The 26,796-nt window shown below is 44.5% G+C and carries 24 protein-coding genes; 5 read left to right on the forward strand and 19 right to left on the reverse strand.

Annotation, left to right across the window (positions count from 1 at the left end; translation table 11 throughout):
• The coding region (gene drmD / locus C7B77_RS02005; protein ID WP_146138147.1) for a DISARM system SNF2-like helicase DrmD at nt 1–1,369 on the reverse strand (1,369 nt) is incomplete at its 3' end.
• Between the two features lie 273 nt (nt 1,370–1,642).
• Nucleotides 1,643–1,825 (reverse strand): hypothetical protein, encoded by a 183-nt coding sequence (locus C7B77_RS30955; protein WP_245894001.1) that lies wholly within the window; start codon nt 1,823–1,825, stop codon nt 1,643–1,645.
• Nucleotides 1,826–1,913: 88 nt separating this feature from the next.
• Here C7B77_RS30955 and C7B77_RS02015 point away from each other — a divergent pair, with 88 nt between their 5' ends.
• Nucleotides 1,914–2,111 (forward strand): hypothetical protein, encoded by a 198-nt coding sequence (locus tag C7B77_RS02015; protein ID WP_106299861.1) that lies wholly within the window; start codon nt 1,914–1,916, stop codon nt 2,109–2,111.
• A 35-nt stretch (nt 2,112–2,146) separates the two neighbouring features.
• On the opposite strand, the gene C7B77_RS02020 is transcribed toward C7B77_RS02015, so the two are convergent.
• Entirely contained in the window at nt 2,147–4,018 is a 1,872-nt protein-coding gene (locus C7B77_RS02020; protein ID WP_106299818.1) for a 3'-5' exonuclease, read from the reverse strand.
• 27 nt (nt 4,019–4,045) lie between these two features.
• Nucleotides 4,046–5,095: a PDDEXK family nuclease gene (locus C7B77_RS02025; protein WP_146138148.1), complete on the reverse strand. Its 1,050-nt coding sequence runs from the start codon at nt 5,093–5,095 to the stop codon at nt 4,046–4,048.
• Between the two features lie 149 nt (nt 5,096–5,244).
• Between C7B77_RS02025 and C7B77_RS02030 the strand changes: the two genes are divergently transcribed.
• From C7B77_RS02030 to C7B77_RS02040, 3 genes are all read left to right on the forward strand, one after another.
• Nucleotides 5,245–5,583: a hypothetical protein gene (locus C7B77_RS02030; protein ID WP_106299822.1), complete on the forward strand. Its 339-nt coding sequence runs from the start codon at nt 5,245–5,247 to the stop codon at nt 5,581–5,583.
• A 51-nt stretch (nt 5,584–5,634) separates the two neighbouring features.
• Entirely contained in the window at nt 5,635–6,210 is a 576-nt protein-coding gene (locus C7B77_RS02035) for a hypothetical protein (protein ID WP_106299824.1), read from the forward strand.
• 67 nt (nt 6,211–6,277) lie between these two features.
• Nucleotides 6,278–6,589: a hypothetical protein gene (locus C7B77_RS02040; RefSeq protein ID WP_106299826.1), complete on the forward strand. Its 312-nt coding sequence runs from the start codon at nt 6,278–6,280 to the stop codon at nt 6,587–6,589.
• Nucleotides 6,590–6,956: 367 nt separating this feature from the next.
• On the opposite strand, the gene C7B77_RS02045 is transcribed toward C7B77_RS02040, so the two are convergent.
• The 3 genes from C7B77_RS02045 to C7B77_RS02055 all read right to left on the reverse strand — a co-directional run bounded on the left by C7B77_RS02045 (nt 6,957) and on the right by C7B77_RS02055 (nt 8,830).
• Nucleotides 6,957–7,166 (reverse strand): hypothetical protein, encoded by a 210-nt coding sequence (locus C7B77_RS02045; RefSeq protein WP_106299828.1) that lies wholly within the window; start codon nt 7,164–7,166, stop codon nt 6,957–6,959.
• A 90-nt stretch (nt 7,167–7,256) separates the two neighbouring features.
• The gene (locus tag C7B77_RS02050; RefSeq protein ID WP_106299830.1) at nt 7,257–8,153 is read right to left on the reverse strand and encodes a competence protein CoiA family protein; all 897 of its coding nucleotides are present in this window, start codon (nt 8,151–8,153) and stop codon (nt 7,257–7,259) included.
• 296 nt (nt 8,154–8,449) lie between these two features.
• Nucleotides 8,450–8,830 carry a hypothetical protein gene (locus C7B77_RS02055; RefSeq protein ID WP_106299832.1) on the reverse strand — a complete coding sequence of 127 codons (381 nt, stop codon included), beginning with the start codon at nt 8,828–8,830 and terminating at the stop codon, nt 8,450–8,452.
• Between the two features lie 4 nt (nt 8,831–8,834).
• Here C7B77_RS02055 and C7B77_RS31295 point away from each other — a divergent pair, with 4 nt between their 5' ends.
• A complete protein-coding gene (locus C7B77_RS31295) occupies nt 8,835–8,960 on the forward strand; it encodes a hypothetical protein (RefSeq protein ID WP_281261324.1) in 126 nt (41 codons plus the stop codon).
• Nucleotides 8,961–9,052: 92 nt separating this feature from the next.
• Here the strand turns inward: C7B77_RS31295 and C7B77_RS02060 are convergent, their stop codons facing one another.
• The 12 genes from C7B77_RS02060 to C7B77_RS02105 all read right to left on the reverse strand — a co-directional run bounded on the left by C7B77_RS02060 (nt 9,053) and on the right by C7B77_RS02105 (nt 26,796).
• Nucleotides 9,053–9,427 carry a hypothetical protein gene (locus tag C7B77_RS02060; protein WP_106299834.1) on the reverse strand — a complete coding sequence of 125 codons (375 nt, stop codon included), beginning with the start codon at nt 9,425–9,427 and terminating at the stop codon, nt 9,053–9,055.
• 107 nt (nt 9,428–9,534) lie between these two features.
• Complete coding sequence (locus tag C7B77_RS02065; protein WP_106299836.1) at nt 9,535–10,182, reverse strand: hypothetical protein; 648 nt, start codon at nt 10,180–10,182, stop codon at nt 9,535–9,537.
• 1 nt (nt 10,183) lies between these two features.
• Entirely contained in the window at nt 10,184–15,841 is a 5,658-nt protein-coding gene (locus tag C7B77_RS02070; protein WP_106299838.1) for a hypothetical protein, read from the reverse strand.
• Between the two features lie 3 nt (nt 15,842–15,844).
• The gene (locus C7B77_RS02075) at nt 15,845–16,360 is read right to left on the reverse strand and encodes a DUF192 domain-containing protein (protein WP_106299839.1); all 516 of its coding nucleotides are present in this window, start codon (nt 16,358–16,360) and stop codon (nt 15,845–15,847) included.
• Nucleotides 16,361–16,362: 2 nt separating this feature from the next.
• On the reverse strand, nt 16,363–17,874 hold the full coding sequence (locus C7B77_RS02080; protein WP_106299841.1) for an AAA family ATPase: 1,512 nt from the start codon (nt 17,872–17,874) through the stop codon (nt 16,363–16,365).
• A 70-nt stretch (nt 17,875–17,944) separates the two neighbouring features.
• Nucleotides 17,945–19,741, reverse strand: coding sequence for a hypothetical protein (locus C7B77_RS02085; RefSeq protein WP_106299843.1), 1,797 nt, complete (start codon nt 19,739–19,741; stop codon nt 17,945–17,947).
• Between the two features lie 49 nt (nt 19,742–19,790).
• Complete coding sequence (locus C7B77_RS02090; RefSeq protein WP_106299845.1) at nt 19,791–20,462, reverse strand: hypothetical protein; 672 nt, start codon at nt 20,460–20,462, stop codon at nt 19,791–19,793.
• 37 nt (nt 20,463–20,499) lie between these two features.
• Nucleotides 20,500–22,749, reverse strand: a complete 2,250-nt coding sequence (locus C7B77_RS02095; RefSeq protein WP_181243673.1) for a type IV secretory system conjugative DNA transfer family protein — start codon at nt 22,747–22,749, stop codon at nt 20,500–20,502.
• Nucleotides 22,749–23,855, reverse strand: coding sequence for a hypothetical protein (locus tag C7B77_RS29540; protein ID WP_181243674.1), 1,107 nt, complete (start codon nt 23,853–23,855; stop codon nt 22,749–22,751). The genes C7B77_RS02095 and C7B77_RS29540 overlap by 1 nt, the downstream gene beginning before the upstream one ends.
• A 36-nt stretch (nt 23,856–23,891) precedes the next feature.
• Entirely contained in the window at nt 23,892–24,059 is a 168-nt protein-coding gene (locus C7B77_RS29545; RefSeq protein WP_181243675.1) for a hypothetical protein, read from the reverse strand.
• 47 nt (nt 24,060–24,106) lie between these two features.
• Nucleotides 24,107–24,850, reverse strand: a complete 744-nt coding sequence (locus C7B77_RS02100) for a hypothetical protein (protein WP_106299849.1) — start codon at nt 24,848–24,850, stop codon at nt 24,107–24,109.
• A gap of 5 nt (nt 24,851–24,855) precedes the next feature.
• A complete protein-coding gene (locus tag C7B77_RS02105; RefSeq protein WP_106299851.1) occupies nt 24,856–26,796 on the reverse strand; it encodes a hypothetical protein in 1,941 nt (646 codons plus the stop codon).

A 26,796-nucleotide genomic window follows, 5' to 3' on the forward strand; every position in this document is an offset into this window, starting at 1 on the left:
GAGATGTGTATAAGAGACAGCTTTCGATCTCTAGCTCTGGGAGTTCGGCGCGATCGTCATCGCTACTCGTAGACTCCTGTAATAGGGGAAATTTACTAGCTGTTACCACCTTACTTGCTTGTTTCTCTATCGTCTGACGATGTACCTTGAGGGTGCGACTAAAAGCTTCGATCGATGACAACAGCCGCTTCTGGAGACAAATAATCACCAACATTGCCGCAGTTTGCTTAGTCTTCGATGTCTCTTTGAGACTTTCTTCCCGTAACTGGCGATATTCTTGGAGTAATTGGGCGAGTACGAGTTCGGGCGCATCGCTGGGTAAACCTGATACCCGCAGGGGAATCACTTGACGTTCGGGAAAATCTCTGTCTCCCAATTCTCTTAAATCTCGTTTGAGTCGCCGTACCATCACGCGATCGAGGATTTTTTGACTTTTAACCGGAACGCCGCGACAAAACCGTTGTGGATCGAGCATTTCCAATAAAGCTGCAAAACTATTGGAATGCCCATTATGCGGAGTAGCCGAGAGAAATAATTTGTGTTCAAACTTAGGTGCTAACTCCCGCACACTTTTAGTCAATTGAGAATCGAGCGCATATCTCGCACTACTCGCAGGTGCCGCATTATGCGCTTCATCCAAAATTAACATCGCCCCTGGCGATGGCGATAAATCTCCCAGCCAGTCCCGCAAGGATGCCGCATAACTTTCATCCCGCAGCAGCGCGTGAGAAATAATAAACCGAGTATGAGTAGTCCAAGGATTCACCCCATAGCCCCGCTCTCGTCGTTTCGCCGCTACGAACTCGCGATCGAAGACTTGGAAAATCAACCCAAATCTACTCTCCATTTCCTCTTGCCACTGTCTGACTACCGAAGGCGGACAGGAAATTACCACCCGCCGAATCTTCTGCCGGATCAGCATTTCGCGGAGAATCAAACCAGCCTCGATCGTTTTCCCCAAACCAACATCATCAGCAATAAACAGCGACACTCGCGGCATTTCCAAAGCCTTCCGCAATGGCTCTAGCTGGTAAGTCTTAACCTCAATTCCCGCTCGATAGGGAGCTTGAAATAACTTAGGATTTGTAGACGTAACGCAGTTCCAGCGCAAGGTGTGGAGATAAGCCGAAAAGTAGCGCGGATCGTCGAATCCTCGATGTAAGATTGTCTCCCAGTTCGCCCCACCCAGAATTTTGGCATCTATTTCTCGTTCCCAAAAGACTTCCAGTTGTTGCCCCTGAGCATCATCTTCCACACAAGACAGTCGCACTAAAGTATCGCCATCTGGGAGAGGAGGATGAGTAACTTCCTCCACCAAGTACTGGCGAGATCTGACTCGAACGATTTGTCCTAATTTAATTGCTTGCATTTTATGAGAAAACGGGGATTTTTAGCTCAGGAATCGATCGTAGTCTGAAAACAGAGTGATGATTCGCTCCATTTGGCTCCAGCCACTAATACTAAGTAGTAAACATTGGCTTTTGCTAAATACGATCTGGCTCAACTGTATTAATCGCTCGATCGAGTTATGGTTCAGCCAGAGTCGCTTCAGGTTGAGGTTTCTTCTCGAATACTTGAATGTTCGGTTGGTCTAGAATGAAGCCATCTGAGGTCATTGTACCGAGTTGTCCTGCAATCGCACCTACGTTATCGGAAAGTTCACCTGAGCATCTGTGAAATTCTTCCAAACTTTGGGTTTGACAGTCACAGAGAAGATCCGCCCATTGCAGTCCAGCTCAAAATACTGCAAGCCGTTCTCAACAACCTTGACTTCTGGTAGTTCGCTAATCTTGATAGTAAGTTCGAGTTTTCCGGTAGTCGCCATAAGTATCTAGATCTGTGTTGGTATCATAGACAATGTAAATCCTCTGATGCCCCGTTCGCAAAGCGTCTCGGAGGGAATCGCAAAATCTATGAGTAGAATACCTTCGCGCAATTCACAACTCGCTCAAGACTCTACAGTAGTCCAAGATTCAACGATTAAAGAGCAATTTCTTCCTGAATCGATCGAAATTTGTTGCCCTGTGTGTGGGTGCATCAATCTCGGTGAAGATGAAATGGGGCAGATTTGCTGCGATGAATGTGATTTTGTCGATGTCGTTGAAATTTAATCGGATGCCCACAGATTTGTGCCAGGGGTTATTTTCTAAGAAACGATCGATCGCAACCGTTTCACAAAATCTGATTCTTGAACGTAACTCATCATCAAACGGTGAGTCGATCGAGTCATCGCCACATACAACAGTCGCGCATCATCCGCTGGGATGCTATTCTGACGTGGTAAATATCCCAGCCCTGGAATGACGACGTGGGCAAACTCTAAGCCCTTACACGAATGCAGCGTCATCAGTTTGACACTTTCGACCTTGGGTTTATAGAAGCGGCTGTCTGGGTCTTTATTCAACCACTCGATCGGGATGCCAGCAGATTGAAGTTGAGTATAAATTTCCTCCCCCATAAATCTCAATCCGTGGAAAATACCAATTTCATTTAGGGGCACACCTTCGGTCTGAAACTGTTTGACTGTGGCGATCGCCAATTTGACTTCTGCTTGAAAGCTGTCACAGCGAGTTAGTTGAGGGGGAATGCCCCGTCGCCCCGCGCTCAGAGGTTGAACCAACGGTTGCTCGTCATCGCTAGCATTGCTAGGCTGCATGATATCCTTGGCGAACTCATAGGCTAGGTTAAGTACTTCGATCGTGTTGCGATAGTTTGTTTTAAGGATGGATGTCCGCCCCCGCGCTTCGACTCCGACGCTCTTGAATGAGAACTTTTTACGTTTTTGCTGCCCACCATATAAGTTTTGAGCGTCATCGTAGAGCAGTAGCAGTGAATTTTGCTCGTCAAGGACATGGACGAGCATAGTAAACCACTCTGGCTCGAAGTCATGCCCCTCATCGATGAGGATGCTACTGTACTGTCCCGCTGGAATTCGATCGTCTGCAATCGCTTCTCTAACCGTGCGTTCGAGGTCTGCGATATAAGTATCCGATTGTGTTGGGAACGTTACGCGGTGGCGGCGGAGTTGGTCTGTACACCAGCCATGAAAATGGCGAACGTGAACGATGTTATCGAGATTTGATGAGGCGATCGCTTCTCTGAGCCTGGATGCTAGCGCGATGTTAAAACAAATTATCAAAATCGGTCGTTCGGGAGCGAGTGACGCTAGATAGTTGCAACGGTAAAGCAAAATCATCGTTTTGCCAGAGCCAGCCACCCCATGAATCACCCGATGCCCATCGCCCAAGCTCCGTGCTAGTGTCTCCTGCTGAAGGTCGAAGATTTGAATTAGGTCGGTGGGAATCTCGATCGGAGTAACGGGTTTATCTAGCTCGACATCAGTGTCGGGGTCAGCGATTGGGTGTTCGGCGAGGAATAACGCGAGCTGTTTCGATGGCAGGCGACAGTTGGGGAACAGCAGCCACCGAATTCGAGCAACTTGTTGAGGAGTGACCGCGCGATCGAAGGTGTAGGGATACATCCCCCATAATTTTTCCTGTAATTCGATCGGGTCTTTAGGTTTAATCTCATCCTGACAAATGACTAAGTACTCGCCGAGAATCGAGTCTAGTTCGCTTTGAGCAAAAACCTTTCGGGTGATGTTAGCCAGCACTAATCCATATCCGTAGGGACAGATTAGCTGCCCTGCATACTTACCATCAGGTTGTACTAAATCTCGGTCTTGGCAGAGTAACTGTTTGATTGCTAAGACATACTTTCGAGCCTGTTCGAGGGGATTGATAACCGATTTAACCCCATCATCAGTAACGATCGTGAAGGATTTACGATCCGCTTCCTGAATAGTGTCTATCTTCCAGTCCTTGACTTCCAGCACCAGCAATCCTCGCTGGGGATGAAGGAGCGTAAAATCGGGGCGGAGGTTCTTCTTCCCGACGGGCACGTCATACCAAATCGTGTAGTCATCCTCTAAATTATCTTCTAAGCTCTGCCCCAGCCGCTTTTCTCCGCCTGTCATATTGGAAGCGCAGCTATTGAAAGTAGGGATGAGTTTTGCCATGTTTGTAATAAGAGTTAAATATTATTTTTATCTATTTCGCCGAAAATCGTTTTCACAAACAGAACTGTATTTACTTCGATAATCATTTATTGCCATTTCTTTCGCTTCCTCCTCTGACCAGTGGTGGATAGGTTGAAGTTCTCCGAAACGTTCGGTTCGATTTATAAAAGTAGGATCGTTAGCCCACTCATAAACTACTTTTGCAATAACCTTGCAGCATTCATCAGGTTGTTTGGCAACTTGTTCCTCAGCAAATCGAATTACAATCCACCCCCTCGACAAGAAAGCATCATTTCGATTATTATCTCTCCACATTCCTCGATAATGTGTGGGTTCTCTGCTATTAAAGGCGTACGGTTCATCTATTTCAATATCAATCCGAAGCCCAGAAACTAGATCGATATATGCAAAATCTGGAGAATATGGATAGGGATAATCACTAATATTCAATCCCAAGCCAGTTTTTATCTTTGAGCTAGAAAAATAACTGAGAAGAGATCTACCAAACATCGGTTCGCAAAAACCTCTCTGTGCCTTGCTATCCTCTAAGTCATGCGGACGAGTGTTTTGTATTTCTCGTTCGATCAGGTTGAGTTGAAATTGTCTCACATTTTCTGGCTTTAAAATCTCGGTGATTCTGCGATCGTGTTCTTGTCGGGCTTGTTTGTATTGCCTCTCCCTAGTCGGGTAATTACTTATATCATCATCGTATCTTTTCTGCTCTCGATCGTTTGATTCTTCAATTTGTTTGATTTGATTGCTATGCTCTCTTTTCCGGCGGGGGTAGCTCATAACTTTATATCCCACATATAAACCTATTCCAGCCAGCAGAAATGACAACACGCCCATAACAGGAATGGTTATTACGTGGGCGATTAAAAGGCTCAACGGAATACTGATAGCAAAATCGAACAGAAGCACTCCGCGATTAAATCTCTTTGGAGTTGGAGGGATCGTTCGTACCTGGGGAGGTGCGGGGGAGACTGGTTGAATTGCAGAGAACACTGGCGTTGGCGGTTGAGCCGCCTTCGCCCGTTCGAGACTGCGCGGAATCAGCACGATAGGGAAGGTTGTCATTTCAGAAATTCGGGGGTTAGCTACTTATTAGCTTTCCCCGATAATACCTGAAATGGTATTACATTCCTACCTTTTGCCGATTTCAGACATTCTAATTCCTTCTACACTGATGAAGGCAATTCAGTAATAAGCGATCGTCGTAAGGCGATATGCAAGCCTCGATGTTCGGGCAGCGCAACAAAACAAGATATCTGACAGAGTTTAAAAGCGATCCCCGTTACTATCGTGATGTCATCGTTATTACTTATTTGCCGCCTACGAGCGCATTTGGCATCAGGAGGGACATCAATCCTGAAGGAGCGATCGAGACTCCGATCGTATTAATCGAGATCGTTCTGCCTACAAGCTCTAAATTCTACCGCTGTCAGAGAGCGGGTATGATCGAGACGATCGATCGCTCCACGGCTAGTCAAGAGTGGATACCTTTTTTCGAGCGGATTTGTTGGGATTTGTATCGGGAGGTAGATCGGGAGTTGCTGAGCTGGTAGATTCGATCGCGTTGGGAGACTCCTCCCAATGCCCTCATCAGCGCAAGCACAATGACCCAGCAACTATCTCTGTTTACAGCGAATGAAATTAACAGAGCGACAATCACTCGTCCGGTTTTAATGTCTAAAGATTTTCTTGTAAGCTGGAAATCGCAGATCGTCACTTATCAGCAACAAACTTGGGATAATCCTCCACCTCAACAAACGAGTTTGTTCGATCTATCATCGAACCTATTTGACCCCAATAGTGTCGATCCGTTTGGCTTACTATATCAGCCATTCGAGTTTTATCGGTTGCCTGAAGATGGTCAGGAAAACTGTCTCTATTTTGTTGTAGATTTGATGCAACCTTTACTGCTATATATTGGGGAAACACAGCAGACACCCAAGAAACGCTGGATGAATCATTCGTGCCGAGATTATACGGACAACTACCTAGCACTCCATCACCATCATAAATTAGAAGTAGCTGTCAATATTGGGTTTTGGTGGAATACTCCAACAAATAGAAAGGCTAGACAAGCAATGGAATTAGCTTTAATCGATAAATGGCGATCGCCTTTTAATAAAGAAAATTGGCATATATATTCTCAACCTTTCAAAAAAGCTGGCTCGATAAATTATTAAACAAGCTATGATAAATTTGATTGCTAAGTAATTCTTCAACACGAAAGCTGATAAATATGACGATCTTATGATTAATCCTCTACCCAGTAATGAAGATCCATCTGTTCAGGAAAATCTTTATCAACTCTCGATTCAGTTAGGACAGCCTCTAGATCGGGAAACGATCGAGGAGTTGTGCCAAGATGCTAGAGATTTACTCAGCCACATCGATCCGGCACCAGTGACACTCGCCCGTGTCGCAGGGGTGCTATTAGTTCATCATGTCCAAAATTCCGAAGCTGAGGAATTGGAGTGGTTTAAAGACCAAATCGAGCAATGTGTTGATGATGAAGAGGTTGAAGAGGTGATTGAATCGCTTCATCGGATCGATACTCTGTAATGCAATTTTCTGTTTTCTGTCGTCGTAATCGGTTGGTGGGGGCAAAGCCCCTTCGATCGCGATCTGGCTGTAAAGCCAGATCGAGGTACCTATAGTTACTTGTACATTTTTGGCGCGTTGGGCTATTTTCGCCTACTTCGGTCGCAAGATCGTTGTCTAAAACTCTATACATTTCCGTTTTTGCAGCTACCACCATCATAAACTCCCAATCGATGTACTTCTGCAAAACCCTCGTCTTTAATTCAGTCTAAGAGTACTTCTTGTCGATTCCTTTTTTTAGTACACCGATCTCGACCGATTTGAGGCAAGTTTCGGGCAAAAATGCTGTTCGCTGACGTACTAAAAAAAGGTTATCTCAAAAAGCTTGTTAAATATCCTTTTTCTTCAATGCTGCCTTCACCTTTTGCACGGTAGCGGGCGATATGCCAACTTCTTTGGCAGTTGCACGGATCGATAAACCTCGTGTTAAGGCATCGTCGATCGCGATCGACGATGGTTTAGCTAGAAAATCATCATCTGTTGTCGTACTACCTATAGGTCTACCAACATGACCGCCCCAATTTTTAGCTCTCTGCATCCCTGTTTTGATTGCGAATGAGCGTTGCTGGCGGTTTGCTTCTGCAATAGCTTTTTGTCGCTTAATCTCAATTTTTAACTCAACTTCTGTTTAGATTTTACTAGGAATACTGTCGAGTATATCTCGCTCTTTTTTTCTAAAAATCCTCGTGCTTAATCTTCTCAAATCTCTGAGTATAGCAGGAGCAATATTAATTGGAAACTCAAAATATTCTTTAAATTTAATATATTGATAACGATATCTTTGATATTTGTAAATGAAATACCGCTCCAATCCACCATGATTTTCCCACAATCCGATCGTCTCGATGGTCACTGCCGAACCCAAAGCCTCTCTTAGCTCTGATGCAATCTCATCTATTCGCTCTGCGATATCGCGAGTAGTCACACCGATTTTATAAATGGTGGTGAAATCGCTAACTATTTTCAAATAGTAAAGAGTTTGGGATAATATCCGCTTGACGTGATTTTTATATAATTTCAGATCTGTTAATAAATCCGGTAAGTCGATAGAATTCTCCGTATTAGCCTCAGTAAGTCTTGTTTTTAAATTGTCTAATTTTGCGACAATTGCTAAACTCTGATAATTACTGAACCGATCTAGGGGCATAACCCCACAGGCTATTTCGCCAAGATTGTCTAACTTCCAGCGATAATTAGCATTCTGGAAAATAAAATCTTTTCGGACTAATTTATTTTTGAAATCTCCGGTTAATCTGCCAGTTTTGTGAAGGTGAATTAAAACAGCCAGTTCCGAACTAGACAAGTGACGATCGAATCCAGCCAAAAACGGGATAGCGATATCTCTACCGCTGCTAACCGCTCGGCAGGTTTCATCAGTGTGGGCAAAATGATGATTCTTAACGGCTCCTTTTTTTGCGGTTAAGGCTCCACCACAGTAAGGACACTTGAGATCGGTCTTTCCCCGTCGGCGGGACTCAATGTAAATCATTTCCCCATCTGGATCGATGCCATACTCTAGCCACATGTTGAAACCTCTATCAACAACAATACTCCAACTTTAATTATTGACTGGCGTAAGTTCTAGACTACCCTTTTTTTGATACAGCAAGGATAGCTATCGGTCGATAAACTTTTACTCAGATCCGCTAATTTTTGGTGTACCACTAAAAGGATAGCTCGAAAACTGCTATGTATCGATGATATTCTCATAGTCTATCCACCAAACCCCATCATTGTCTTTTTTTTGGCGTACCACTAAAAGGATAGCTCACTTATTTGAGTGTCCGATCGGCTAATTTGTCATGCCGCGCTAGTCCCTGGTTAGAATGCGACATCTAACAGCACAAACAAGCCATCAGAGTGGTGACGAATAGTAAATGTAAAGGGCTGTTCGTAGCTATTAATATTGCCACTAGTAACGATCGTTAATTCATTTTCTTCGACAGAGGAGACAATAGATACTGCGGCTAGAACCTCCACAAGATATGTTGTGCTAGCGTCCCGTCCTTGGTGCGAATCTACAATACTGGTAGCAATAATCTTCTCGACAACGATCCGATTGCTTTGCTGATTGCAGATAGAGGCAATTTTAAGATCTGGAATAGAGAACGCTGGAAGATTAAATCGTCGCCAGCTCAGAAACTCACCTTTCACTAGCAAACTCTCCGCTAAGTGACAGATTTTTTTATCGATAGAATCCATAATTATGACCAATGAAGAGTTTAGATCGGCTCTAGCCAAACGTGTTCGAGAGAAAGAATTGACAGCGTTAATTCTAGAAATCGCTCAGGTCGCCAAAGGTAAAGATCTCCTCGAACGCCCTCGTGGATAAGGGATCGATGCTGAATTCCTTCAAGCGATCGCCGTTGCGAATCCGTAACTAGTATCGATCGAAAAGTTTTTAGCCTCAGCCTACTATTTTGTCTAAATTCTGCTTTTCCCTCTAGATGATAGATTAAATAGTTGTCGATCGATCGAATTAATTAATCGACTGTCTAATTCCTGAATAATTTTATCTCCATCGATCGCACCTAGATCGAGCAATCGATCGACTGCTTCACCTAGTAATTGATGCTTCCGCGTTCGCGCTGCTCGACAAGCCTTATGTTCTAATTGGCGAATCTTAATCTGTTTGTTGCTACTTCTCAAGTCATCGATTATTGCTGTTGCTTTCTTGACTCTTTCAGAACGTTTCTGAACCCCCTCTGCCAACACGTCCTTTACCTTAGTAGAAGTCCGACCATCAGTTGTGAATTCGATATTGTCGCTAGTTTTATTGAGAAATTTCTGTTGTTTCATTTCATCATCTTGCTTGGATCGAATGTCCAGTACGTGTATTACAAGCTCAAACTATAAGTTGGTGTCAAGTTCATCTTTTATTTGGTGATAACATAATTTAATAAGTGCTAATGTACTTTAATTTCTGGCGCGATCGATTCTTCTATGCTAATAAAAGTTGTGTGAAGAAAACGATAAATTCGGGTGCGAGATATTGTAGGCATATCTAAAGTTAGGTCTAATAAACTCTTTTTTGTGAGTTCGATCTCTCTAGTATCTTTTGGTGAAATCCCAAATTTTTGCATGGACAACCTTTTAATGTCTCGATATTCATACTTGTCTCCATTTAAGCTGTTAAGGTAATATTCATTATCAACTATGAAAAAATGAGTGCTGAATACTTTGATAATCTTAGTGGATAATCGATCGTACCCGCTATTAATATGCCAATAATAGATTGGTATGTCCAGCCTGTCGATCTCGATATTCTCAATCCAATTCTCAAAGTGCAAATTATCATAAGCTGGAATTTTAATAATTGCGGTAACTCCACAGTCTGAAATTTCGATCAGGCGATCTGCCTCGATACTATGACAATCGAATCTAAGATTGAAATTGCGATTGAGGCTTGGATTATAAATTTCTCCTACTGACTTATCGGCACTAGCATCGAGCATTACTACTGGCGATTTTTGTCGTAAATACTCGATCGCTGCACGAATGAACCAACTTTTTCCAGCTTGATTTCTCACACTACCTACAAAATGTAATGACATATTAGATTACTAGTGCCTCTTGTTTGTCCGATCGCACGTAATCATCTAACTTTTCAGCTTCTAGCGGTTCGCACAGGCTTTTTAATGTTTTCTTGGTTGGTTCTACTTTTAGTGCTGATTCTGCTACAATCTCGATCTCTTCTTGCTCGTTAGTACTTGCTATTTGACTCTGAGTTTTATTGACTTCATCGATCTTCGCTGCCAGATCGAGTTTGACAGATTTAGCCGTCTTAGGCGATTTAGCCTTTGTAATGCGCTTCTTTTTAGCTTCCGGCTCCATTACTGCTGCTGGGGATGGAGTTACTTCCATAGTCTGTTTTAACTGCTGTTGGCGTTCTACAGCGCGTCCTTGAGGAACTGCTTCCGCATAGCCACTGGGATGATCCAAAATCGCATAACCTGAGTCACGTAAATATTGTTTGGTAAGTGCATCGATACTATTGCCATTACCTACAACAATTGTTGCCCCAGCCTTCCGAGCCGATTTAAGTAAGGGCAAATATTCTGCTTGAAAGAATTTACCCATGACTTCTCGACCGATCTGCTTGTTGACAAAACGGTTCCCCGTTACCATCACCACATCTGAGGACGTGTAGCTTGGAGAATTAGCATTTCTACCGTAGGCTTCAACGTATAAATCGGTGCGTGTTGTAGCTTCTGCTAGTGACTTGCCAATGAATTTATTGGCACTAAATCCCATTGCCACATCTATTGCCGCCCGTGCGGGTAATTTATCGAGTCGATCGACATTAAAAGTCTTGAGTACAGGATTAATCGTATTACCTGTTTCGCGATCGAAATTATAGCTGAGTTGATGGTAATGCTCGCGCACGTAACTCTCTAATTCTGCTGTCGGAATAACTGCGGCATAAACCGGACGTTGCCGCTGCTTGGAGGTATATTCAACATTAGTTAGAGTATCGCCCAGAGCGTTATTAAACTGTTGGCGAAGATAATCGACTCCAAATGAGAATACTGCGTGTTTACCATCTTCAGTAACGCCCATCCTCGCGCCAAACCGAGATCGTACTTCTGCTTGAATACCTCTAAGAAATGAAGGCACCGAACCCAGCTTATCGACATCGATTGCAGGTAACTCAGTGCTGACAAGATCGGCTTGAGCGAGCCAATCGCCAAGTTTCCGTAAATCCTGCCCGATGACTGGACGCACTACTCTAGCATCGCTTAACGCTTGCTGATAAGCATCTGGTTCGAGCGGCTTGCCAAATTTAGAGATAAAGCGGTCTAGTTTATCGACTTTTGAGCCTTTCTTTTGCTCTAGCTCGACTGGATCTACGACTAATACCTCATAACCGCGCCGATATTCCTCAACATAAGCAGGATGAGTATCGAGATAAGACTGATATGGAATCTTCTGTTTGTTCAGGTATTCTTTGATTTCACCAGCACCACTAACTGGCAGATCGATTTGGTAAAAATTCTTGAAATCGACTCCCTCATTTTTAATAACTGGTTGTACGATCTCAGTCATTAAAATTGAATTATTGCTCGATCGATTCAAAATCTGCGACCTGATCTTAGCGTTTTGAGTATCCGTCTCACTCGGCTCCCGTTGATAAATAGTTGGCTCGTATGATTTAGATTCCGCCCGAATCTTCCACACAGCAGCATTTGTAACTCTCTGAGGATCGGGAATATCTAGTCGATAGTGATGATTGGGTGAAATAGCCAAAATTTGCTCGTCACCAGTCAATTGGGCGGTAGTAACAGAACGAGCGGTGATATCCCCTAATTTGCATCGATTGCCATCGACATTTTGATATAGTTCGTATCCGATCGTTACTGGGTCTGTTTTAATTATTTGACGATCGATATTCTTAAATGCCACATAACCAGATAGAACTTTACTGTAATCGATTGGCTCTCCTGCTGCATCGCTATCCGGCATTACTCCAGTTAAATAATACTCTCGTCCGCTGTCTTCGAGAACTGCTGAGAATGATGGCTTCTGATTTGTGAGCGAGCGAGGGTTTACCCGAAATTCACTAAATTGTAGATTTCCAACTGCATCGTCACCGATGGAGCGATCGAATAGTTCGTTCGCTCCATCGCTAGTATAAACCACCGGACACTTTAATCCTTTGATATCGATTTGATAGGGTGTGCTAGTAACTTTCTCAAGTGTCAAGTCTTGGGAAATTTCTACAGACTTACCAGATGTTGTCAAATTAACCGCAAGAATGCGCTTGTTATTATTCAATTGGATCGACAAGTTGACAGTCTCTTTTTGCAAACGGCCTTCACCCAGTAATCCTGCTGGTAAAACAGAATACATCCCCGCCTTCGCTTTATCTGCAAAGTTACCAAACTGTCGATAAGCCTGACGATGTATGTTCGATGCAAATTCAATCTTATGACTGTTACCATCGGGTGCGGTCAGGTTTAAAACACCCTTGTCATCAACATTAAATTTGACTCGTTCCGTACCCAATGATTCGAGTAATTCGGCGGCACTTTTGTCGAGAACGAGCGATTCATCGGCGGCGACCTTAACTCGTTCGACCAAACTTTGCGGATATGCGGCTAACAGCAATGCTGGGTTAGCATTCCCAGTTACCTTCGCAATTGCAGCTAAACTCTCTGTTTGGCCGATTTCAGCTCGCTCGAATGCTTGATGCATTTTTACCACTGCGGCTTTACGTTCGCGTTGAATCGCTGCTTTCGCATCACCAACTTTCACAAAATCGATTAAACCTTTAGCTACTCCTGCTTGGAAATCTACAGCCTCAAATTCGATCGTCTCCTCTCCACACTTTTGGACAAAAGCTTTGCACCACTCGCGATCTAACGAGCCGACATCATGTTGTGTCACAAATTGACCATTAATATTTCGCTCGATGTAAGTCGCAGTCCCATCGCGTAAATTTAATCTAAATTCACCAAATTCAGCATTTTTAAGTGCGTTGATACCGCCGATCTCTAAGTCGAAAATATCGATTTTCGTCCCTGCATATTTGATTTCAAGATAAGTTCGCTTCTGACCTGCTAATTTAGCGATGCGATTGTATTCTGCATATTTGTCGATTGCCTCCTGATCGTCATTGATATAAAAACCTGCAATTGCCAATGCTCGATCGGAAACAGGAATATCTTTAAATGCTCCAGTTAGGTTGGCATTAGTAGAAATAGTCTCGCGATTCTCGTTCCGAGAGGCTACGCCAACGAGCGGTTGATAATTTTGATTGCACGAATCTTGTAAAATCTCTGGCAAACTAAAGCCAGTCGGTCTGGGCTTGAAGTTGTTATTATAAGCAAGCGATTTAGATTTTCCAGATACTGAAGCGTATTTATCACGGCTAAAGTTAGTAGCAATTGCCGAACTCAATTCCACTTCGATCTGATTTGCCGACTTAAAAACATCAACAGCATCTTGATTGAGTTGACTCGTAATCACAATCGCCTCATCTAATACAGTTTGATACAATATCAATCGATCGATACTAGATAGTTCTGGATCGGCAGCTAAACGATTTAACTTAACTGACTCGCTATCTTTATATTCGATAAAGCTTTTCGTTGGCGGATCGAACCGTTCGCGAGTTTCGGTAAATTGAATTGGAAGGCTAGTATCGATAACCTGCTCGATCGACCGCGAGAGCTTTTGATACCGATCGATAACTTCTGCTAATTCGCCAGAGAGTTCGGGGTATTTTTTGATAAAATTTGGTAAATAAATTCGGTTGAAATCATCGATCGCAGTCAATAGCTTTTCGGGCAACTTGGTTTTGACCTTCCCATCGGGAGTGGTGAATTCCAACCGCTCGTAGTTATCGCGGAATCGAGCCAGGGACTTCTGAAAATCCATCATCTTGAATAAAGACCGATGGTATCCACTACTTTCATAAGCCGCAATCGTCCACTTCTCATCAAAAGAATCGCTAAAAACTTGAGCTGCATCTTTAATCGGACTGGGTAAAGCTACTGGATGAAACTCTCCATCTATTCCCATCCCAGTAAAGTTATCTTTAACTACTGCAAATAAAGCCCGATTTGTCTTCTCCAAATACTCGATTGCCAGTCGATCGATTAACTCCGCATCGCCACTATCGACCGCCAGATCGATCTCCGAACTGGATAAGTGTAGCCGTGCTTTCTGGCTATAAACTAAATTGACGTAAGGCGGACGAATGTGAACTGCCACCTCCGGTAAAGTCATCTCTGTCGGCAGATTTTTTGCCCGTTTTTCAAAGTTAGGTAGTTTGGCATCTGGATGTTCGTTTGCTTGCACTGCCGCATATAAATTTGGGACGATCGTGCGCGAAATGGCATTGCCAGTATCTCCGTCATAGTCCATCTGAGTGGCTTCCATTAACGTCTGAAATTCTGCTTTAAGGCGTTCGGCTGTGCCATATTCCTCGATCAGCGCATCGTAGGTGTCTGAGTCTTCTGTCTCGATTCGTTCGAGTGTCTGAATATTGACATACATGATATCGGGATCGGCTCCCAATTTTTGTAAACTTTCCCAAGCTTTCAGGTTATTTTTGAGCGTGACTAGCCCGTTGCGATTGACTACTGGAGAGCGAAAAAATACAAATTCTTCACCATCCTTGAGCCAAGGTACGGCAATCTCTCCATATCTGAGATCCCATGCCGGAAGAACCGTCGCATTGTCACCGTTCAATCGCCGAGTATCGGCAAATGAGAGATTGCGCCAGGATGCACTCAACCTGTCTCCCAACCAGTCTTTAACTTGGACGGAGTTAAGCAAATCGTACCGCCCCGTACTCAATGCCATATCCATCAAATTGATGGTGTTAAACTCGTCAGGCTGAGCTTCATTCTCCATGTAATAGTCATTTAATGCCCATGCAGCAGCCAATACTAGATTTTGACTGTGAGCGGCAAGAACTTGAGCTTCTGCTCGAACGACAGGCAATACGTCATGCGCTGCTTGAGGATAAATCGATAATACTTCACTAATCGCTGACTTAGTATTTTGGCTGTCGTTCTTGATGCCGAAGAATAATTCTTCCGGTCGATATTCATACATTCCAGGCACGGGCTTTTGCCCCTTGAAGCTATCGAGCGATAGAATCATGTCTGGAGCGTCGCCAGCCGGAAATAACTGAGGTAGATCGATCGTATTTAAGAATCCTTTGGCAAATGTGGTAGCTTTAGCACTTTTGACCCCCATCCGAAATTGGATTGCTTTACTTTTACCTGTTAGCTTCTTCAATAAATTTTTATCGATCGCCCCACAAGAATCATGAACGAATTGGCGTGAGATTTCAGCGGGAATATTAGCGTTACCACTGTCGTAACCGTTGGCAAAATCGACTACTGCAATCTTTAACGGACGATCCGCTTTGAGTGGTTCGCAACCACCTTTGAAGATGCTAGCGTAAGCTCCAGCTAAATAATCGATCGGCAGTACTTGCTTGAGTTTTTGGGCAGCTTCTGGCGAACCGTAGATGAGATCGTCGCGATCGACTAAAATTAGTTGCGTTCCGGCAGGAGCGTTACTAATAATCTCTGCTTGAGTTGTAAAGTCATCATTTTGGGCTAAATATAACAGCTCTCCAGGGATAAAGAAATCTAGTAATGTTTCACCAGGAATCTTGCGCTCGGCGGGTTGTTTGGTTTTCGGATCGATCCGAACTTTTTGAGCGAATAGGCTGTAACGAGTTAAATCTGTCATCGATTATCTCCTGGGGATAAAGCGAATTTCCACAGTCGAGCCAACTGCAATCTTGAGCTTATTGGCGATTCCAGCTTTGACTTCAACTACTCGATCGTATGGTTGATTGGTGCGATGTTCTAAACATCTTTGCTTGTCGCAAGCTTCGACACGATCGATATAAGCGACCCGATTACCATTGAGAAATAAGATATCCGTTGCAAACTTATTATCCTTGCCACTAAATGCTGTATCTGACGTGAAATCGCCAGCATATAACATTCCGCGATCGTCTGCCATATCCTTACTTTCTCGAAAGGTCAGCCCACGAGCGATATCCAGTTTCGTTCGCGCCACCTCTAAATCCACCGCTTTATCACCATTAATTAATTGTGCTTCAATCGGTAAAATAATCGGTGAATTTCCAGCAATTTCTTCTGTCTTAAAACCTTGCATCATAAAGGGAAAAACCAGGAAGAATATCCAGTAAAATTGACTGTATCCGGGCTTTTTTGGCTGCCGATCGATCTGCTGATTCATGGTTAATTACAGTTGAGTGAATATAGTGGTTCTTCTGGTAAGTCAAATGGATTGGGCAGATCCGAACTCGAAGCTTCGGTAAAAGCTTTAGCCCTATTCTCAATCGCCATAATCCCTTCAGGGTTACGGCTATAGAGCGTTCTGATGCGGGTTCTCGCGGCTAAAATATCTTCAGCCGATAGTTCTATCGCCTCCCCAGCTTCAAGGCGATAGAATTGGTAGGTGGCAGCTTCGATGGCCATTTGTGCGAGTTCGGCACCAGTACATTTTTCGGTACGCTCTAGGATGCTAAACCACTCCCGATCGGTCAATCTTCCGTGCCCTGTTTTATAAGCAGAATCAAACCGTGCCAAGTGCAATTGTAAAATTTCCTTGCGTTCGGCGGCTTTGGGAAAGTCAACATAAAAAGTGCGGTCGAAACGACCCGCACGAGTAAGTTCGGGAGGAAGATTTTCCAGTCTGTTTAATGTGGCAAGTACGAATGTTTGACTGGTCTTTTCATTCAGCCAAGTGAGAATTATACCCAGAAACTCACCAGCGTTTTCACCCATGAAAAATTTGTCGAACTCATCAAAGTAAGGCAGACATGGTTCGCAAGCATCGATACGTTTGAGCAACCGTTTAAATTTAGCTACGCCACCAGATTTAGCTACGTCTATACCGATATTAATTAGTGGAAATCCGAGTTTTTGAGCGCAAACCTTAGCAAAATAGGTTTTCCCCGCTCCAGGCACCCCCACCATCAACCAACCGCGAGGAATCGGAATATTATAAGCACGAGCTTCTGGTGCAAATGATTTCTGTACGCCGACTAATGCCTCTTTGACGATATCTAAGCCACCGATATCTTTGGTAGCGGTTTCGCCAATAAATTCTAGTCCGTAAGTAGCGAATAACTCGTACTTGTAATCCAATAACCGATCTGCTGCCGTGTCGAGATCCATCCCTAATTCAATTGGTTTTAACGCAATCCGAATTTCTTCTAAAGTTAAGCCAGACAAGATATTTAAAAATTTAGGATTGTCTGCTGGCAATTGTGCTGCCGCAATTAGATCCCGTACTTCTGCTGGCGTAGGCAAAGGAAAATCGTAACTGTAAATCGATTGGACGAACTGCTTGGGAATCTCGCCTGTTTCCAGAAACACGATCCGCCGCTCGTTGTCACGTTGAAGATGAAAAAACAGGTTGAGAATCGCCTGATGCGCTCGAACTTGTGAGGGTCGATCGAGCGAGGCGATCGCGGTAAATAAATCGATGTAGACTGAAATACCCGACTGTAAAGCTTGTGGAGCTAAGTGACGTAAGATCTCAAAGCCAAGATCGAGATCGTCCGCCCATTCATTTAAGATCCGATCGATCGAGTGCCATCCTGAAGCAATCGAACTCCAACATTGAATGGGTCGCTGCATTTGTTCGGCAACTACTTGCAATTTTAAGATACTGTTTTGTTGTTCGATCGCTCCAATCTCAATCCCTACTAGGGGACGATTGGCGAGGGTGGCGGCTAGACTCATCGGATATGTATGGTGGTTTTATGCTTCTTAATTCCCATCGTTGCTCGGTCTTTAGGCTGATTAAAATAACCTATTGTTGCAGCGATTCTTCCTCGGCAATTGCTAACTCTCGTTCGATTTCTACCAACTTGGTAGCCTCTGAGTCGTCATTCAACTGCGCTAGCAGACCCGTTTTCGCAAGAGCTTGGTTCTCGTTCTCATCCGGTAAATCGTTTAGATCGGCCAAGCTGAGAACTTTCTCTGCTCGAACCTGTGTGGCTGTGGATAATTCCTGTTTTTGAGTTTCGAGAACCTCATCAGCCGCTATTACCGTGGGAGTCTTAACTACTTCGCGAGTAGCGATATTTTTCAATTCGCCCACAGCCGAATTAACCTGGGCAAATCCTGCTTTAGCTTGCTTGGCAACCCCTGTCGCAAGTTCCACGTCACCCGCGTTGGCAGCTCCTCGCTCGCTCGATAGCAAGCGTTCCACTTCATCACCATCAGCTCGAATTTTAGCGATAATTTGCATTGAATTGGAGGTCTTGCCCCCAGTGGTTAACTCAGATAAAATCGTTCCTGTGGCAGATACTTTGCCATCTACGTCGATCGTTAACTTGCCGTTGTCATTGCTAATCGTGGTAGCTTTAGCATCTTTGACAAGCTGATAAGACTTATCGCCAAACTCGAAAGATTTTTGTCCCTCTGGCAGATTTTTGACTGCGTTTGCTAGATTACTTAATTGTGTTATTGGTTTAGATACCGACTTGGCTCTAGGAGTAAATTCACTGCCAAACTGTCCGTTAAAACCTAGTTCGGCAGAATCGAGTACATCGTCGATCGACTCGATATTAACATCGTGAACGGTAACTTCCCCGTCTTCATTGGCAATGAACGTAAATGGCTCCGCTCCAGCTCTAGTAACTGTGTATTTTGTACTATTGCCAAGATCTGCTGTGGCTCGGATCGTTACCTGGTTCTTCCCGTTGCCGATGACAAAGTTGTTTTTGTCGGTTTTGCCGATCTCGTGCAACCGCACTAGTTGCTCCAGCCGCTGCCGATTATTGGCTAGGGGATCGTTAACGCTCTCTGTATTAGATTGCGCTACGTTTGTCTGGGCTGATTCTAAAACTACCGCAGTTGGCAGCTCTCCAATTAAATCGCCATTAACGACCTCGGATTGCTGTTGGGCGAGGATGCGGCCTGTTAGCGATTCGCTGGTGATCTTTGTCAAATTGGGATTTAATACCGCAGGGATGGTATCGCGATTGATGGCGGCTTCAATTACCGCCGAATCCATGTGTTCGGCAATGGCATTCATCTCGACCTTGCCGTCTTTAACTTCTAATAATTTCACTCCCTCTGAGGCAATAGTGACGTTATAGAAATCATGAGGAGCGTTTTCTCCTTCAGGAGTCTTGAGTAAATCGATTAGTTTCTTGGCTTGTTCTGCACTACTACCTCGAACTTCTTCTTTAATATTTACTTTGCCCTTAGACCGATCGAACATAAATCGCTTAATCGATCCCAATGTATCGCTTAATCTAGATTTGAAGTCCTTGAAAGAATCCTTGCTCTTCGCTAAAACAAATTGCTTGGATAACTTGATAATCTCAATGGTTAGTTGCACTGACTTCGTAGGCAGTTCGATTAAGTCCTTGCCAGCTCGATCTAAATCTTTGGTCTTCTGCTTTAGTTTTGCTGCTATATCTGCTGATGTTTGTTCCTCTTTATTAGATTCTTTTGATAACAATAGTGCCGCTGCCGCCCCGACGATATTCCCCCCAATCTTGCCGATACCTTCGGCGAAATCTTCAACAGGTTTAGAAATCTCCTTAGCTGTCATGCCTTGAAATGCTGATTCTGCTTTAGCCTGAATTCCGTCCATGATTTTTCTCTATATTTAGATATTTAATTTGAGCTGCTAGAATTGTTATCTATGCTTCAAGTGACAGTAATTCATATACCGGATAATTAACTCCTGCTGGCTCGCTCGATCTTCCGACGAGTTCTGCATACATTGCTGGTGTGTAGTTTACAAGGAAAAGATTTCGTTCGGGGATGTCGATCGTACCATCATCATCCACTGTATAGGGCACTAGGTCGTCAGGATGCTGGCGGATGTACTCGACAGCTTCTGGCTCTATGCGTAAAAATTCTCCTGATTGCTCCATTACGCCAACGATCTCATCTACATCGATCCAGAAAGGAGTAGTGTTTACATAATCACTGCCGCAAAAAGCAAACGTACATGGAGTCATATTGCGGAAAATAATCTTCTCTAGTTCGAGGGAATTAACCTCAACTAGTTCGCCGTCGATGTATGTGAGGATGTATCTAAAGTCCCGATCTAAAGAAGTTTTATAAACTGTTTTGCTTACACCGCGTACTCGCTCCGAGACGATCGAGTATTCATCGAAAATCTCAACTTTGTGAAAGTCTAAGTTGTGAAATGGCTTATTTGTGGCAATACTTAGCTCCATTAATTCCCGAATCCGTGGAATGTTGACAGTACTGGAGTCGCAAAAAACAAACCGCTCGATGTAATTAATATCTAATGTGGGAAATCTGAGCGTGTCTAGTTTGGGGTACTTAGTTTTTAAAGTCATAATTGGCTCCAAAATAATATAAATAACGTTCGTTCGATTATAAGGTAGAAACTAGAGGTTTCTCAGTATCTGTCTCCCCATCATAAGTTTCATCATCTGTATCTGTCTCTACGTCATCTGTCTCTACCTCTGGCTCGATAATTGGATTCGAGCAATAGATCGGATGAGAAAGATCGGGGGATTTAATAAACTTAATTCCGTGACTCTCTAACAGCAACAAAAGTCGGTCGATATCGTCTTTTGCTTTGTACGCATCAAACTTCGCCCCACCTTCCTTGGACTTTGTAGACCATTCTGAATAGATGAGAATATCATCGTTTTTGAAGACCTTAGATTCTTCAGCCAGTTGATATGGCGAAGGGTTGTCGTGGGCATCGGGATAAAGTACTACATTAACCAGCGTAGTTAATTTGGCTAACAATTTACCCTGTGGCGGTTCGGGGAAAAGGCGTTCGACGATTGCCCTGCGCTCGGTCATAATTTCGGCGTATTCGGCATTACTCAATTGCCGTTTGCTCGACTGAATTTTAGATAATAGCTTGTCCCAATGTCCGACCGATCGCTTACTATTTTCGATATCTACTTGAGAGACTTTAATGTCGTGTAAAATTGGAATATATGCCTCCTTTTTATTGCTATAGCCAGGGGATATCGTTACAGCTTTACCTTGTGGTAATTTCAAAAATTCCTCTGGAGTCATTAATGGCACTTGCGTCCGTTGCTCCGATCTCGATACCGTGGCGTTACCTTGTCCGCTCCCGCTGTTGATGCTCTTAGTCCAATAAACTATCTCTTTCTCCCCTAAATACTCTGAGTATTCCTTTGCGCTACCTACATCCTGCGGATTTAGGTAATGCTTGGTGGCGCAATTACTCATCATCGTATTCGCCCGATCCTCACCATAGGTTTCGTTAAGTTGGCTTTTATTTTGGAGGCCGAGCAATCCGACGAATCCCGCCGATCGTGATTCAGCCAACCAATTAGCCAATTTAGGTAATCTCAGCGACGGAATTTCGTCGAACGAGCAAATTACTGGAGTTATTCGGTGACGCGAGTGAGCGACATTACGGGAGATTAATACGTCGAGAACCGTTGCGAGAATCGGTGTGAGAATCGCCCGATAGTCTTGGTTTAGCCCGACAACTACGAGTGTTTTTCCTTCAATGTCAGGATTGAAGTCGCTCTTACCACATAGAGCAGAAACGAAATCTCGCTCGATGAACTTCTGGAAGACCTTAGCTGCGTTACCGATGATGCCACCCTCAGTAACATTTGTCTCCTTTTTGCCACCACCAATACCGATTAGCTGACTGAAAGCTTTGTCATTCCAGACATTTAGGCGTTTGCTGGCAAACTTGAGCCGACTGCTGAGGTTCGGTAACGCGATGATGGCCGCAGCCGTCATCAGATCGCCAAGTTCTGGTCTGTTCTCTTGTTCTGCCACCCATTTAGCTGCTAAGAATAAACCTTTAACCAGCGTCACCCCCGCGTCCGTGAAGAACTCATTTCCACCAGCATTTTTATCGCTACCCTTGAGATTTTCGAGCATTACTTCTGCCATATTTCCGGCAGCAACTCCATGACCGGAATCATCGATAAAATCGAGTAAGTTGATGGTGCAAGATTCGAGGAAACTCGGCGCGAAAATCTGGATGTTGTAGCCATGCTCTTTGGCATAGCCGACAATCTCCTTAGACTGTTCGTAATATTTAAAATCGTAGAGAACGATCGACAGTCCTTGATCGATTGCCGAACGCAGGTAAGGGTTGAGTACTCCATAAGATTTCCCCGTACCAGCCGCCCCAAATACCGCAGTCCCAGCTTGACAATCGGGGAAATATACGGTGGAATCGCGTTGGAGTAAGTTAGGAAACTTTGGTAAGTTTTTATGGCTTTGGCGAATCTTCTGGGCGATCTCGGCATCGCCCAATCCCTGTTGTTTTAGGGTTCGTTTGATGCCACCAATCGTCGCGCGATAGTGAGTCAATTGAGATCTTTGTGGTTGATTGATATACAGGCAAGTTTTGCCAACCTTAGACCTCCTGTTAGCCACCTGTAGGCGACCCTTAATTTGAGAGTTTTTGCGCTCTTTAGCTCCACCCCAGTAAGCTTTACCCAGCTTGCCCTGCGGTTTCTTACTGCATAGTGCGGCAACGAGCAAAATTAACCCACAAGCCGAAATTAACCCCAATGGCGAAACAATAAAGCTCTTGGCTTGGACGATGGTTGGTAACTGCTGAGGTATTGGCTGATGGCTAACTGACTGCGGGTGCTGAAATTTCGTCATTATGGTACCTTCACTTGGCGGTAAATAGAAGAGCCAACCACCGGAATGGCAATGCCGCGATTGCGTTCGGAAATAGTCAAGTACAGGGGTATGGGAATAAAATAGGGAGAGCAACCAGCCAGCCAAGAGCATACCCGCGTATTCATGTGAATCAATGCCGTACCTTTTTTGGCATTAACGTTCGTCAGGATGAATTTCACGCCCCCAGAGCCGATATCGACAACGATTCCAGCAGGTTCGCGTCCGCCATTCATTAGAGCCAATAGCCCGCTGCCGCCAGGAACTGATTGACTATCTCCTGAAATCATCCGCGCTCCATTGAGATAGGGCATCCCTAACACCGCTCGAAACTCACCATAATCGCATTTGGTAATGCACTTATGCGCTCCGTTATCAGAAATCACCATGTGTTGGATATTCCGCTCGTTCGTCCGCACCAAATCTAACCGAATCGCCGCCACCCCAACTGGATATGAAAACCCAGGCATTCTAGAGATAAGTACCTCGCTCAATCCAGGGATCGTATTTGCTGTTAAATTAGAAATCCCAGGAAACTGGTTGAACTGAGTGTTTTGAATTTGGGGAAATTGGGCGATACTCGTTTTGCGTAAGTCAGCAACACTTCCTAGAGTTGCATTGGGGTTTTTAGCCGCTAAATTGCCCACTGTCGTCCGCGAACCATCGGCAGCCGTGACAGGCATTTGTGCCATCCCTGGAGTTGCCGCAATATCGCCAACTTTTAAGCGACTCAACCACGGGGTCGCTGTAGCCAAACTGCTATTGGAGTCAACCCGCGTACCATTTTTAGCCGCAATCTGAGCTGGAGTCAATTTGCCTGCTGCAAAAGTAGTATTCCACACAGACATTGGAACACAAGCTGCTGGAGCTACCCCAGCGGGACAATTAATTGAAGTTACCCCGCCCATCGAGCTTTGAGCTTGAGATGGGACATTAACCCTCACTGAATTAGGATAGGCTGGCATCGCACCAATGGTCGAGTTGCCGAGTGTTTCTTGAATAGTTTGGGCATGTACGGGATGAATATTTAATCCCAAACAAACACCCACAATTGGTAAAATTGAATGTCGAAATTTGAATCTTGCCATGATAAGTTACTCCAATTATTCTCAAGCTGAATGAGCTTAGTTCAGGAAATTGCTCCAGTTATTCCAAAACTGAGTGGGATTCATTAAGAAAAATGCTAACCCAGTAGCATAAAAAGCCAAGAATGTAAGCTTGCAAAACCGATTGAATTGACGAGAGTGATAGAAATCTAAGGTAGACTTAACGAAGCGATCGAGACTTTCCATGATAATTTATGCTTGTAATAAAGCTATTGCGAATGTAATGAAGAAAATTAAGAACCAAGCAGAATTAATTTAGATACTAAATTCAAATCGATGCGATGCTTGGTTGCAGCATTAAGTAGCGGCATTCCTCCATGCACGTCAAGAATAAATCGATCGATTGGATTGTTGCCCCGTCTATCGTAGTTGGGAACTTCATTCCGATTGACAGCAACTTTCAAACCTTTGAATAGCTTAGAACTTAAAGCATTTAACCGCAGAGAATTCTCTTTCTGGCGCAAATCCTCGGCATTTTTGACGGCAATCGGATCGTAATATCGCGGAGGAGGAGCAGCTTTGATAAAGTTAATTTGAGCGATCGCTTCGTCTCCAGGTCTGCCTTGACGCAAACTAAAAAGGTACGTTCGGCGGTTATTCGCTCGATCTCTAGTCCTAATCGTCAGTACTGATTGAGTTGCAATCGAGTTCACTTTGGTTACTCCAGGTAATTGAAGTTTGTCAATTAGAGTTAAATGCACTAAATTTGCTGGATCTTGACAACCTTCTTGTACTGCAAGACAACCTTCCGCCTTGATGCCAACAAAGGAGCGATTGTCGGCAATCATTGTTTGAATGTATTCTCCAGCTCCTTCAAAGTTAAGGTTAACGCCCACTCCAGGGATGATATTTACAACCAACACGCCATTCATCGGCGTGGATACTTCCCGAACGATCGGCTGATTAGCAAGACTAGGAGATCCCGCAACAAGAGTCGAAATTAACACTAATGGCAATCCTAAATATTTTTTCAACATTCCTCTTACCTCACTGCAAACGGCTTAACCGCAACGATCGTCATTTTGTATCCCATTGGCAGATACCAGAGTCTGGACGCACTCTCCAACCGCCTAATCTCGGTTTCATTACGTTTCGACCAAGCCTCAAGAATCGGTGTCGCACCGCCATCTAAAATTCCACCTACAATATTGGGATTGCTAGTACTACTAACAACAGCCGTGCCATTAGTCGAAACTTGAACCGATGAATTAGGTTGAGTTAGAACTCTTCCCAGCCCAGAAGCTGCCCCTGCTAAAAACGTCTGCAAATCTCGCCGACCGATTTCGCCCTGGTCGAACTGCTTGTATTGAGCGATGACGGGACTATTATCGGTGCCACTGAGAATTAAACTCCCCGCATCAATGGGAATATTTTCACCATTAACGATGGCGATGGCTGAGGAGATTCGCATCAGTCCATTTGATGCCACGGTGACAGTCGCAATAATTCTCGTGCCATCGGGAATAGGCACATCCCCATTGGTATCGGCAAAACCCTGTTCTAGTTGCAATAAAATTTCTTGTCCGGCTTCACCAGGAATGATTTGCATCGGGGAAATCAGCGATACAATCCTGTTCTGACCTGGGATAACGATCGCCTGCGCCACCGTAAAAGTTTTATTGTCTTTGTAATTATCTTTCTCTCCAGAATATTGAGAAATTGCCCGATCGACAGGTTGATAGTCTGGCTCGATCCCAGGCTGGGGAATAGCTTCTGAATACGACCTCGGATCGATCGACGCTATATAGTTAGCTGCTGCATTCTTAATCGTGCTAGCTTGTGGCACGAGTTGCCGCACGGGTTGCATCGATGGCTGGCCGAGTGGCAGGATTTGTTGTGGATATAACTGCCCAGCAGGTTGTACTAACGGTTGCAGAGACGATCTACCAACTGGTACATAAGATGATTGTCCATTCGATCGCACGACTGGTTGTTGGTAAATCTGCGAGGTGACAGGTTGTGTAACTGGCTGTGGAATGGGTTGAGCGATAGTTTGTGGTTGCATCGGTTGTCCGATGGGTTGCACGACAGATTTTTGGACGGATTCTGGCGTAGTCTGTGTGACGGTTTTCGATACTGTCTTCTCGCCATAAATTCCAATAGCGTTATCGGTAGCCTCTTGCCAGGATACTGGCTGTTTAGGAACGATCGCCTCAGTCGCAGGAGCGGGCTGGGGTTTAACGATTGCCACTTTAGCTTGCGAGCTAGGTTGAGGCGTAGTTTTGGCTACAGGCTGAGGTTTAAACGCGATCGGCTGAGGCTTGGCGACAACCACTAGAGGTTTCGCCTTTGGCTCGCTGGCAACTCGCGGCTGAGGAGCTGGAGTAATCGCAGGTGCGACAGCAACAGGCTTGGTGACTGGAGCGATTGGCGGTTCTACGTTTGTTGGTGGAGCAGATCTACTACTAGTAACGGGCGTAACCGCAGGAGCTGGTGTAACTGGGGTAGCCTGTGGATTAGGAGTTGCTGCGGTGGCTTTGGCATCTGCGGCGGCTTTGGCGAGCCGCTCGGCTTCTTGAGCTTTAGCTGCATCTTCAAGCCCCCGCGTCTGATCTTGCATTGCTAACTTGTTCTGCATGGTGGCAAAACGCGGATCGGGTGCAAACTCGGCTTTCGGAGCTGTTGGTTCGTTAGTCGGGGTCGCAGCTACTGTCGGACTGTTCTGCCCACTATTTCCGAACATCATATATCCGAGTCCACCGATGGGAACTGCCGACAATCCCAAGATTAGAAGAGATTTAACACCCCCTTGCTTGTGAAGGGGAATTGTAGTGCGCTGTTCCTCAATGTCACCACCTTCAGCATCGGCAGGAAGATCGTGCGGATGTTCGATCGTACCGGAAAGATCTGAATCGGTACCAACTAATTCGCTAAAAAATTCATTGTCTAAGGGAGGATTTTCTGAGTTGAATTTTGCTTGCAT

The sequence above is a fragment of the Chamaesiphon polymorphus CCALA 037 genome (assembly GCF_003003845.1).
Lineage (GTDB): Bacteria > Cyanobacteriota > Cyanobacteriia > Cyanobacteriales > Chamaesiphonaceae > Chamaesiphon > Chamaesiphon polymorphus.